At 44.1% G+C, this 11,664-nt stretch carries 11 protein-coding genes and 1 tRNA gene; 5 read left to right on the top strand and 7 right to left on the bottom strand.

Annotation, left to right across the window (positions count from 1 at the left end; all coding sequences use genetic code 11):
• Positions 1–72 precede the first annotated feature (72 nt).
• Both ABQ275_RS05605 and ABQ275_RS05600 read left to right on the top strand, forming a co-directional pair.
• Entirely contained in the window at positions 73–525 is a 453-nt protein-coding gene (locus tag ABQ275_RS05605; protein WP_349317291.1) for an SRPBCC domain-containing protein, read from the top strand.
• The gene (locus tag ABQ275_RS05600; RefSeq protein WP_349317290.1) at positions 506–832 is read left to right on the top strand and encodes a metalloregulator ArsR/SmtB family transcription factor; all 327 of its coding nucleotides are present in this window, start codon (positions 506–508) and stop codon (positions 830–832) included. The genes ABQ275_RS05605 and ABQ275_RS05600 overlap by 20 nt, the downstream gene beginning before the upstream one ends.
• Before the next feature lie 19 nt (positions 833–851).
• Here ABQ275_RS05600 and ABQ275_RS05595 read toward each other — a convergent pair whose 3' ends face one another.
• Positions 852–1,412: a DUF1572 domain-containing protein gene (locus ABQ275_RS05595; RefSeq protein WP_349317289.1), complete on the bottom strand. Its 561-nt coding sequence runs from the start codon at positions 1,410–1,412 to the stop codon at positions 852–854.
• Positions 1,413–1,491: 79 nt separating this feature from the next.
• On the opposite strand from ABQ275_RS05595, the gene ABQ275_RS05590 reads away from it, so the two are divergent.
• Positions 1,492–1,914, top strand: a complete 423-nt coding sequence (locus ABQ275_RS05590; RefSeq protein ID WP_349317288.1) for a DUF3995 domain-containing protein — start codon at positions 1,492–1,494, stop codon at positions 1,912–1,914.
• Positions 1,915–2,021: 107 nt separating this feature from the next.
• Entirely contained in the window at positions 2,022–2,984 is a 963-nt protein-coding gene (locus ABQ275_RS05585) for a zinc-binding alcohol dehydrogenase family protein (protein ID WP_349317287.1), read from the top strand.
• Between the two features lie 9 nt (positions 2,985–2,993).
• On the opposite strand, the gene ABQ275_RS05580 is transcribed toward ABQ275_RS05585, so the two are convergent.
• Positions 2,994–3,380: a hypothetical protein gene (locus ABQ275_RS05580; RefSeq protein WP_349317286.1), complete on the bottom strand. Its 387-nt coding sequence runs from the start codon at positions 3,378–3,380 to the stop codon at positions 2,994–2,996.
• A 267-nt stretch (positions 3,381–3,647) separates the two neighbouring features.
• Here ABQ275_RS05580 and ABQ275_RS05575 point away from each other — a divergent pair, with 267 nt between their 5' ends.
• Positions 3,648–4,106, top strand: a complete 459-nt coding sequence (locus tag ABQ275_RS05575) for a short chain dehydrogenase (RefSeq protein ID WP_349317285.1) — start codon at positions 3,648–3,650, stop codon at positions 4,104–4,106.
• Between the two features lie 107 nt (positions 4,107–4,213).
• On the opposite strand, the gene ABQ275_RS05570 is transcribed toward ABQ275_RS05575, so the two are convergent.
• The 5 genes from ABQ275_RS05570 to ABQ275_RS05550 form a co-directional block, all read right to left on the bottom strand.
• Positions 4,214–4,298: transfer RNA gene (locus ABQ275_RS05570), tRNA-Ser, on the bottom strand.
• Positions 4,299–4,490: 192 nt separating this feature from the next.
• Positions 4,491–5,906 carry an efflux transporter outer membrane subunit gene (locus ABQ275_RS05565; RefSeq protein WP_349317284.1) on the bottom strand — a complete coding sequence of 472 codons (1,416 nt, stop codon included), beginning with the start codon at positions 5,904–5,906 and terminating at the stop codon, positions 4,491–4,493.
• A 42-nt stretch (positions 5,907–5,948) separates the two neighbouring features.
• Positions 5,949–9,122, bottom strand: a complete 3,174-nt coding sequence (locus ABQ275_RS05560) for an efflux RND transporter permease subunit (RefSeq protein ID WP_349317283.1) — start codon at positions 9,120–9,122, stop codon at positions 5,949–5,951.
• A gap of 95 nt (positions 9,123–9,217) precedes the next feature.
• Complete coding sequence (locus ABQ275_RS05555; RefSeq protein ID WP_349317282.1) at positions 9,218–10,393, bottom strand: efflux RND transporter periplasmic adaptor subunit; 1,176 nt, start codon at positions 10,391–10,393, stop codon at positions 9,218–9,220.
• A gap of 363 nt (positions 10,394–10,756) precedes the next feature.
• Positions 10,757–11,641, bottom strand: coding sequence for a helix-turn-helix domain-containing protein (locus ABQ275_RS05550; protein WP_349317281.1), 885 nt, complete (start codon positions 11,639–11,641; stop codon positions 10,757–10,759).
• Positions 11,642–11,664 lie beyond the last annotated feature (23 nt).

The raw sequence follows: 11,664 nt of genomic DNA, 5'->3' as shown, positions 1-11,664 counted from the left end.
TTCTTCTTCCATAAAAAATTTGGGTAACTTAAAAGTTACATTTATATTTGGGTAACTCAAAAGGTACATATAATGGAAAGAGCAATTAAACATACCTGGTTTTACTCCCATCCACCAGAAACGGTATGGGATTACCTGACCAAACCTGAATTATTATCACAATGGCTGATGGAGAGCAACTTTCAACCCATTGTCGGGCAGAAATTTCAGTTCAATACAAAGCCTAAAATAAAATTCGGTTTCGATGGCCGTATTTATTGCGAAGTTTTAGAACTTATCCCCTATAAAAGACTTTCGTACTCATGGAAAGGCGGTATCGGAAAGGAGAATGTTACGCTTGATTCTATTGTTACATGGACACTTACCCAAAAAGATAATGGAACACAGCTAACCCTGGAGCATAGCGGTTTCAGAGGAATGAAAAATTTCATCTCGTACCTCGTAATGAACAAAGGATGGGCAAAAATTGGGAAAAGATTGGGTGAACGTATAAACACTTACAGGCATGACACAACCAACACTTGATACATTTCAGGTTATCGCAGATCCAAGCAGGCGACAAATTCTGCAACTGCTGACAAAAGACAGCCTGACCATCAATTCCTTAGCTGAAAATTTCGACATGAGCAGGCCCGCTGTTTCAAAGCACATAAAAATACTACACCATGCGGGCTTTATATCTATTCAGAATATAGGTAGGGAAAGACATTGTATACTTAAACAGGATGGATTTAATGAATTGCAGGAATGGATCAATTATTTTGACAAATTCTGGGTATCAAAATTGAAAAAACTGGAAACCCTTCTAAATAATAAAAACAAAGAAAAATAAAAGGACGTGATATTTCAAATCATATCTTTTCATTTATAATTTTCTTTATCAGGACAATCTGTCCAAGGTGATAATGCGTGTGCTCAATAACGCCAAGCAAGTTTCTGTAATAATTTCCGTATTTCGGATCTGCAAAATCGTGGAATAGTATTGCTTCGTCTAAATTCTCCATCAGCAAAGCTAATTGCTCTGCCTCCGTAAATGTTTTCGTTACCAGCTCCTGCCACGCATCTTCAGCCGTGATGGGATGTAGATCAAAGCTGAACTTATCACTGGCCTGTAAAGGTTTCCCTTGCAAAACCTTTAAAATAGCACTCACATAATAGTTAATGTGAAAAACTAAAACAGCTATCGTATTTAGATGATGAACCTTTGTGGTCGCCTGTTCCCAGTTTACATCCGCTAACGTATCTTTCAAATTTACACTAGTCCAGTTACCTCCAAAATAAACATCCCTGAAGTGCTTTGATATTTGTTTGGTTGAAGTCATAATAGAAAAAAGAGTGTGAGCATAAAAATAGTATCCAGCTATTTCATCAATGAAAAATACCACTGGAAATTTCGCATCGAAAATCTCCATCTGAGATACAATATACTAAATGAAAACGTGATACTAAATCCAGTTTTATCTTTTAATTTTGTAGCTGTTAATAAGTGTTATGGAATTAATTGTAACATTATTGAATTGCCTTATTTTCCTTTTGCTGGCAGCTCTCCATTTGTATTGGGTATTTGGTGGTAAATGGGGAATGGACGCTGCTATACCTACCCAAGGAAATGGGAAGAAACTATTCCGGCCTGGCAGGTTGGCAACCTTAGTGGTTGCATTGGGATTGATTGCTTTTGCAGTCATCAATCTGGCCCATGCCGGATGGGTATCGTTAGGCATACGGCCACAATATTTAGATGCTGGCCTGTTGGTGATTTCCTTAATCTTCTTATTCCGGGCAGTAGGTGATTTCCGGTATCTCGGTTTTACCAAACGTCACAGACAGTCGCTATTCGCAAAGCGGGATACTTTTTTTTATAGTCCGTTGTGCCTGGTTCTTGGCGCTTTTCATTTATTCATTTTCTTATACTAAAGGTTGCGTACGCATACTCCGGCAAGGTTGGCATTTTTAATTTCATTTCTTATCTTTTGTAACCTTTCAGGTCTGCATTATTGCTGAATTCGTCAAAAAATAAAATTATGAAAGCAGCCGTCATAAATAATTTTGGAATAACACCGCGTTATGAGGATTTTGTCGATCCTGTTCCCAGTAATGATGAAATACTTGTTCATGTAAAAGCCGTTGTACTCGAAAACTTTGAAAAAGGGGTCGCCGGTGGAAAGCATTATTCAAGCAAGAATATGTATCCTCAATTTCCAGCCGTTGTGGGGCATAGAGGAATAGGTATGACGCCTGATGGCAAATTAATAGGTTTTAGCATCATGTGGTCACCCTACGGTTCATTCGCAGAAAAAGCTGTTGCAAAAAATTTTACGCCCATTCCCGATGGGATTGATGCGGAGATCGCGGCGGCTATCCCCCCTTCAGCACTGACTTCTCTCCTGCCATTTAAAAATACCGTGAAGCTTAATAAGGGAGAAACAGTTTTGATAAACGGAGCAACAGGGGTTTCCGGAAGAATGGCCATCCAAATAGCTAAATTATTGGGCGCAGGACGGATTATAGGTACAGGAAGAAATGAAACATCACTCAAATTAATAAAAAGTTTAGGTGCAGATGCAGTTATCGATCTAAAACAATCCGATGAAAACCTTTTAGATGCATTTGAAAAAGAAGGAGGAGAAAAGGGCTATGATGTCGTTATTGATTTCCTTTGGGGACACCCTGCCGAAATACTGATGCAATCCTTTGTCCCAAAGAGTATGGGGGTCGCCAGGAAACGTATACGCTACGTAAGCATAGGCGAGAAAGCAGGTTCAGTTGCCAATATTAAAGGTGAGATGTTGCGGACCTCAGGCCTTGAATTATCTGGTGCAGGCAAAATTTCTCCCGAAGAAATTTCAGCAGGTATGATGCAGGTGTGGGACTGGATAAAAGAAAACAAGCTACACATGGACATTGAAAAAGTGCGACTCGCCGATATAGAAAAAGCCTGGCTAAGAAATGATCTCGAAGGAAAAAGACTGGTAATTATTCCTTAGTAATATTTACTATTGTTGATTTCTATATCTTTCAATGTCTTCCTTTGTTGCCGTATATATTTCTGCTACCTCAGCCTGATTATCTTCGTAGACTTTCACTCTTACCGGAACATCTGCTTTATTCGCTTTTTTGATGAGATCGATATATCCATCACTATTCTTTAATCCAAGATCGATAAAGAAAAAACGGGCATGTGGGTAAAGTGCAAGTTTTACCGTGTCATTTTGAGTGGTTCTTATTTCTGGCAAAACAAGCCCAACTTCTAGTGTTGCGCCTTCTTTCACTCTTTTTTCCTGGGCTTTATCATGAGTCTTTTTACAACTTCCCAAAAGCACAAGGGCGCCAATACTAATAGTGCAAAAAAATGCAGGACTGATAATTTTGAAATTAAGCATATAATTTAAGGGCTTAGCTGCACAATTTATGTATTATTTAGATCAGTTATGTTCTCAAATAATTTCATTAAATTTAATGCACTGAAATTAATCCTCAATCTCTAGTATGTTATTCCGTTTCCCACCAGAGGCTCCAGACATAAATGACCCCACTTTTTTATCTACAGATTTTGAAACCTTTGCCAAGCTTAAAATCGAATCCAAAGTGGTGGAAGAAATACCGGAGATGTTAATGTTGACATTTCTTCACCATCGTCTATTCTTGAAATGTTTAAAAAAACCGGTAAGGTGGATGCTATTATTTGTACGGCCGGAACGGGATATTATGGTCCTTTCTACGGAATGACACAAGAAGATTTAATGCCGGGAATTAAAGGGAAGCTATTGGGTCAAATAAACCTGGTTCTTTTAGGGAAAGACTTTTTAAGCCCTGAGGGTTCGATTACCTTAACAACAGGTATAGCTGCCGTTCATCCGGCCCGTAACGGCGCTGCAGTCGCAATGATAAACGGCGCAATTAATAGCTTTGTATTGGCAGCTTCGCAAGAGCTTAAGGAAGGTAAAAGAATTAATGCAGTGAGTCCAGGCCTTGTTGAAGATAGTAAAGAACGGTACGGAGAATTTTTTCCCGGATATAACCTTGTACCTATGAAAAAGGTTGTGAACGCCTATATTTTAAGTGTTGAAGGTGCGGTACAAGGAAAAATCTTAAAGGTATATTCATAAGAATGTCCTATCGAATGCACCATTCAAATTAAAAACAGCCCAACCACACCATCTTAAAAATGAAAAAGCGACACAAAATCCATTATTGAATTTTGTGTCGCTTTTTGCGGAGAGTCAGGGATTCGAACCCCGGGACCTGTTACAGTCAACAGTTTTCAAGACTGCCGCAATCGACCGCTCTGCCAACTCTCCAGGAGCGCAAAAGTATAAAAGGAAATCAAAATAAAAAAATATTTCGGAAAAAATAATGCAGATCAGCCACTATAGCGGATAAGGAGTAATTAAATCAGCCTGATTAATGAAGACCGGAACCAAGAATAACATCTTAATCCGTTTTAACCTCCACCAATCAGGCTGATTATATAAATCAAATAAATCCCGCTTTTATTTCCATCCACCACCAAGGGAACGATACAGCTCTACCATGGCGCTTAAACGCTGCCGGTCAATATCTGATTGTCCCAATTCAGCTTGCAGTGCGCGTGACTGCGCTGTAATTACTTCCAGGTAATTGGCCATGCCGCTGCGGAACAGCAACTGTGCCTGCTGTACGGCCAGTTGCGTGGTGCCTACCTGCTGGTTGGCAATCGCCTGTTGTGATTTGAGTTTATCCAGCCTCACGAGTGCATCACTCACCTCTCCTACTGCTGTAAGTGTGGATTGCTTGAATTCAATCACTGCCTGTTCCCGCTGTATTTTAGCTACTTCCAGCTGTGTTTTTAATGCACGGCGCTGGAAAATGGGTTGGGCTATGCTGCCCGCTACCGTACCAAACAAAGAGGCCGGCAGGTTGAACCAGTTGCTCGCTTTAAATGAATTAACGCCTCCGTTGGCGGTGATATTCAATGCCGGGTACATGCTTCCCTGTGCCACACCTACGGCTGCGTTGGCGGCTTCCAGGCCCATTTCGCTGGCACGTACATCAGGACGGCGGCTCACCATGGCTGCGGGAATACCGGTAGGTAAAACATCCCCCACCTGGAAGTCGTGCAACGCACTACTCCGTGTAACCGTTCCCGGTAGATCGCCGGTTAATATACGGATCGCATTTTCCTGGATAGCGGTGCCCTGTTCCAGTTGCGGTACCAGTAATTCGGCCGTTTGTTTTTGTGAGATCGCCTGTTGTACCGCCAGTTCTGTCACATCACCGGCTGCCTTCTGTAAACGGATCATTTGCACAATCGTATCACTGAGCGACACATTCCTTTTTGCGATGCTCAGCTGGTTGTCCAGCATCAGCAGATTGAAATAGCTGTTGGAAATAGCCGCTACCAATCCGGTCTGTACTGTACGCTGGCCTTCATAGGTCTGCAGATAAGTGGCCAGTGCAGCCTCTTTCTGACGACGGATCTTTCCCCATACGTCTATCTCCCATGACATCCCAACACCGAGGTTATAATCTTCCACATGATCCCCGAAATTAAACTGACTGAGGTTCATGCCATTAAAACTATTCTTGGAAGGGAAGTTTGTATTGGCACTTACCTGCGCCGTAAAAGCCGGCAACCACGCCACTTTCGCCTGTTTCAGGTAAGATTGTGATGCTTCTACACGCTTTACTGCCAGCTGCAGATCATAGTTGCCGGTAAGGGCCTTCTCTATCAGCTGTTGCAGGGTAGCATCGGTAAAAAATCTTTTCCATTCCATTTCTGCTATACTGCTATCGGATGGAGCAGTGTTGCCGAATTGTGCGGGCAGCGCCACCGGGGGCCGCTCATAATTGCGACCAACCCGGCATGCTGCTACACCTACAACTAAGGACAACAACAAAAAATGAAATATGCTATATCTTGTTTTCATTTGTATTATTTCTGATTCTGATAATATTATTGACTGGTCGCATTAGTGCACCAGTGCCTCTTCTTCTGCTTCAGCACTCACCATCATCGGTTTACGCTGGATCTTTTCCTGGAGATACTGGAAGATCACAAACAACACCGGTATCACAAAAACACCCAATACCACACCCGTCAACATCCCACCGGCAGCACCGGTACTGATAGAGCGGTTACCCAATGCCGATGAACCTGTAGCACGCATCAGCGGCAATAAACCCGCAATGAAAGCGAAGGATGTCATCAGGATAGGGCGCAAACGCAGGCGGGCCGCACGGATGGCCGAAGCCACCAGTCCCATTCCACTACGCCGCCGCTGCACCGCATACTCCACGATCAGGATGGCGTTCTTCGCCAGCAAACCAATGAGCATGATCAACCCTACCTGTACATAGATGTTGTTGTCGATACCAAACAGGTTGATGAATACAAATACACCAAAGATTCCCAACGGAATAGAAAGGATCACCGCCAATGGCAGGATATAACTTTCATATTGTGCCGCCAGCAGGAAGTATACAAATATGAGACACAGTGAGAAGATGATCACCGCCTGGTTACCGGCACTGATTTCTTCCTTCGTCATCCCTACCCATTCGTAGGTGTACCCTCTCGGCAGGTACTGTGCTGCCACTTCTTCTACCGCTTTAATGGCGTCACCACTACTATAGCCGGGCTTGGCCTGACCATTAATCGTTACCGCATTAAAGAGGTTATTACGTGTCACGGTTTCTGGTCCGTATACCCGTTTCAGTGATACTATTGTATTGATAGGCACCATTTCGCCATGCTGGTTCTTTACGTATACCCCTTCCAGTGATGAAGGTTCTTTACGCAGGTCTGCATCCGCCTGCACAATCACCCGGTAGTATTTACCAAAGCGGTTGAAGTCAGACGCAAACATACTGCCGTAGTATACCTGCATGGTTTGCAGTACATCACTAACCGGAATACCCAGTTGCTTTGCTTTGCGGTCATCTATCTCTATTTCATATTGCGGATGGCCATTGTTGAAAGTAGTAAAGGCAAACGCTATCTCTTTGCGCTTCATCAGCTCACCGATAAATCCATACGCTGTTCCGCCCAGTTTATCCAGGGTACCACCGGTACGATCCTGTAATACCACTTCAAAGCCGGCCACATTACTGAATCCAGGAACGGTAGGCATATTGAATACAAAGATGCTGGCTTCTGGTATAGCTGCCAGTTTACCCTGCAACATGCCCATGATCTTATCCATATCCTTCAGCTTACCACGGTCAGCATGCGGTTTCAGTTTTATAAAACCTACACCCGATGTAGCACTGCTGGAGTTTGACAGAAAGTTAAAACCGGATACACTGAGGTAAGAGCTGGTAGACTCCAGGTCTTTCACAATGTGTTCTACCTTGGCTACTACCTCGCGGGTACGTTCCAGGGAAGAGCCGGGAGGCATGGTTACGGCGTATACCGCAAAGCCCTGATCTTCTGTAGGAATAAAGCCGGATGGGGTTTTACGCATCATCCAGAAAGTTGCCAGCCCAATGATCACAAGCCCTCCGATAGTCACCCATTTCCTTTTGATCAGAAATTGTAAACTACGTGTATACTTGTTCGTCATAGCATTGAAGCCGGTATTAAAGGCGGTAAAGAAACGTTTACCAAAACCTTTTGGTGGCGCATCTTCTTTATGCCCCGGACCACCCACATGGTTACTCTTCAGCAACAGTGCGCACAAAGCAGGACTGAGCGTCAATGCATTCAATGCGGAGATCAGGATGGCAATAGCCAGCGTAAAAGCAAACTGCCGGTAAAATACACCCGCCGGCCCCGTCATAAAGCCTACCGGGATAAACACCGCAGACATCACCAACGTAATGGAGATAATGGCGCCGGAAATTTCCTGCATGGATGACAAGGTAGCTATACGCGGATTCACGCCCTTCTCCATTTTGGAATGGACGGCCTCCACCACCACAATCGCATCATCCACCACTATACCGATAGCCAGGATCAATGCAAACAAGGTGAGCAGGTTAATAGAGAATCCAAATAACTTCATAAAGAAGAAGGTACCGATAATCGCCACAGGCACAGCTATCGCCGGGATCAGGGTAGACCTGAAATCCTGCAAAAAGATGAACACAACGATGAACACCAGGATGAAAGCTTCTATCAGCGTATGTTTCACCTGGTCAATAGATTCGTCCAGGTATTCTTTGGTGCTGTAAATATTGAAGTATTCCACACCGGAAGGAAAAGTAGCGGCCGATTTCTTCATCAGCGCATTGATCGTTTCCTGTATTTCATTCGCGTTGGAACCTGCGGTCTGATTGATCGCGATACCTATACCGTATTTACCATTTACTTTGGTATCACTGCCATAGGTAAAGGAACCAAATTCTACGCGGGCTACATCTTTCAGGCGCAGTACGGATCCGTCGGCATTGGCGCGCAGGATAATATTTTCGTACTGTTCGTCTTTATTCAGTTTCCCTTTGTATTTGATCACATACTCAAAAGACTCCTTGCTGCCTTCACCAAAACGGCCGGGTGCTGCTTCCAGGTTCTGGTCGCGGATAGCGCCCAATACTTCCTGGGGAGACATATTATATGCTGTGAGCCTGTCGGGCTTCAGCCAGATACGCATGGAATAATCCTTGGCGCCGAATACCATTGCCTGACCAACACCTTTTACACGCTGGATTTCAGGAATGATATTGATCTTGGCGTAGTTCTGCAGGAATGTTTCATCGTATGCAGGTTTATCACTCATCAGGTTCACCACCATGATCATACTGTTCTGCACTTTCTGTGTGCTGATACCGGCCTGCACTACTTCCGCAGGTAGGAGACTGGTGGCTTTGGCCACCCGGTTCTGCACATTCACCGCTGCCAGATCAGGGTCTGTACCCAGGTGAAAATAAATGGTGAGTGACATGGAGCCATCGTTATTGGAAGTAGAGGTCATGTAAGTCATGTTCTCCACACCATTCACCGCTTCTTCAATGGGTGTGGCAACAGAACGTGCCACAACTTCGGCATTGGCACCCGGATAGGATGCGGTCACGGACACACTGGGTGGCGCGATTTCCGGGAACTGGCTCATGGGAAGCGTTACGAGCGCCAGTATCCCCAGTAAAACCAGTATGATGGATATAACGGTAGCCAATACGGGCCGTTCTATGAATTTCTTGAACATAAAAGCATTAGAATTTAAGCGTCATCAATTAGATGCCGTAATAGATTTTTTTTCCGCCGCGCAACAACACAAATAGTATGCTTTGCGTGAAAAAATTAAAGAGGTCTTACTTTCAGCAGGCTGTCGAGTGAAATGTGCTGCGGTGCAATCACCACACCATCATGCAGACGGTCAAGACCGGAATACACTATTTGCTGACCGGCTTTTACGCCTGTCTCCACAAAATAGTAGTTACCGCTTTTACCAGCTATCGTAATAGGAATACCTGTTACTTTATTACTGTCTGCCACAACAAACACCATTATTTTATCCTGCAACTCGTAGGTAGCTTCCGTTGGAACAACGATGGCCTTCGAAAACACTTCAGGGATGCGGATCTTACCGGTATTACCGGAACGCAGCAGGCCGGAGGCATTCGGGAATGCAGCACGGAAGCTGATAGCGCCCATCGTTTTATCAAACTGACCTTCCATGGTTTCTACCTTTCCTTTTTCAGGATAGATGCTGTTGTCTGCCAGTTTCAGTTCTATCTGCGGCAGTTGTTTCACTTTATCAGCAATGGTGTTGCCGGATGTTTCATTCTTGAATTGCAGGAAGTCGGCTTCACTCATAGAGAAGTAAGCATACACTTCGCTTACATCAGACAATAAAGTAAGTGGTTGTGGTTCTGCCCTTCCTACCAACGCGCCTTCTTTGTAAGGAATCCTACCTATATAACCACTCACGGGTGCCGTGATCAGGGTATAACCTACGTTGATGCCTGCACTGCCCACCTGCGCCTGTGCTTGCGCCACAGCGGCTTTGGCGGCCTGATAGGCTGCCTGTGCAGTTTTCAGCTGTACGTCTGATACCACATTATTAGCGACCAGTGGTGTGATCCTGTCCACTTCTACCTGTGCTTTATCCAGGTTAGCTTTTGCAGCCAGTAAAGATGCATTGGCATTCCCTTTTAATTCACTGTATACGCGGTCATTGATTTTAAATAAAGGCTGTCCCTTTTTTACATAAGCGCCTTCATCTATATAGATCTTATCCAGTATTCCTTCTACCTGTGCGCGTATTTCCACGTTCACACGGCCTTCCAGCGTTGCGCTGTATTCACGGTAAGTAGTGGCAGGCAATTCACCTACTTTGATCACCGGCAAAAGAGCCGCCTGCGGGCCATCATTTTTGGCCTGGGTAGTACCACAGCCAGACAGCACTGCGAGAACAATAACACTATAAATTAAGCCTGCCGGCAAGTTTGCGAAAATTGATTTCAATGGTTTCATACTTCTTTTTTTAAATCATGCTAACAATAAAGTCACCTTCCCTGGTACGAAGACGGGACAAGAGAAGACAAAACAGCTCATGTCGCTTCGCAGCAGCAGCTTATGTAACAGCAATCGGGTGTGAAAGTACAGGTAGTAAATGCTATGGCTCCGGGCCACGCATAATGTTACAGCACATTATACGTATGAGCACAGCAATAAGTTACTACTGTAAAAAAATAAATGCAAGAAAAGATATTGCGGCTTTCCGCTAAAACACTATCATGGTTTTCAAATTTTGAATGATGTACGGGCAACATCATTAATTGACAACGATGCAAAAGTATAACAATAATATTAACGGACGTTTAAATTATTACGGGATTAATTGTACTTTTCACGGGTAGTCTTTTGAAATGATGCCGGGGTCAGTCCGGTATGCTTCTTAAAGAAGCGGTTAAAGTAGGCATCATCCTCAAAATTCAATCGCCCTGCTATCTGCTTGATAGAGTGCTCACCCCAATACAGCAGCCGCTTTGCTTCCATGATGCGTTTTTCATCAATCACATATTTGGCATTCCGTCCCAGCAAACCTTTTACTGTATCGTTCAAATGTCCGGGTGTTACAAAAAGCATTTCTGCATAGTCGGCCACCTGTGGTTTCTCATGATAATGTTTATCTACCAGTACCTTAAACTGTCTCGCCATATTGTACTGCGAATTCTCCGCATTGAGCCAGCCGGAGGAGGGTTCAGAAATACGTCCGCAGGCAATCACAAAAGCATTCAGCAGGTTGCGGATCACCGCATCGCGGCGCAGCTTATTGCTGTCGTACTCCTTTGTAATAAGACTTGCATACGACATCACTTCATCCATCTGCTCCTCATTCAACGGAATGAGGCCGGAGCTGAACACACAGCGCCAACAGCTTACTACGCCCTGCATTTCAGGTATCAGGAAATCGGGAGAGAAATAAATATTGATCATTTCTGTTTCCGTTTCCATCTCATGCTGATGCACCTGGTCAGGTTCCATCAGCATGATAGCCGGCGCACTCACTTCATATTGTTTAAAATCAATCGACTGCCGGATGGTGCCTTTAATCAATATGTCAATACTATATCCATTATGACGGTGGGGTATCCCTAATTTTTCTACTGCCTGTTCACAGCCTTTCATTTTTCCAATGAAAAACGGCGAACCTCCTACACAATCCTCTAACCGGTAAACAGGAATGCCTGCAACACTTCCGTATTTTGCTACTTCCATTTAAAATCGGGTTTGTAAGGTGA

It is taken from the genome of Chitinophaga sp. MM2321, from assembly GCF_964033635.1.
Classification (GTDB): domain Bacteria; phylum Bacteroidota; class Bacteroidia; order Chitinophagales; family Chitinophagaceae; genus Chitinophaga.
The sequence above is the reverse complement of the archived record's forward strand: the minus strand, read 5'-3'. Positions and strand labels throughout refer to the sequence as shown.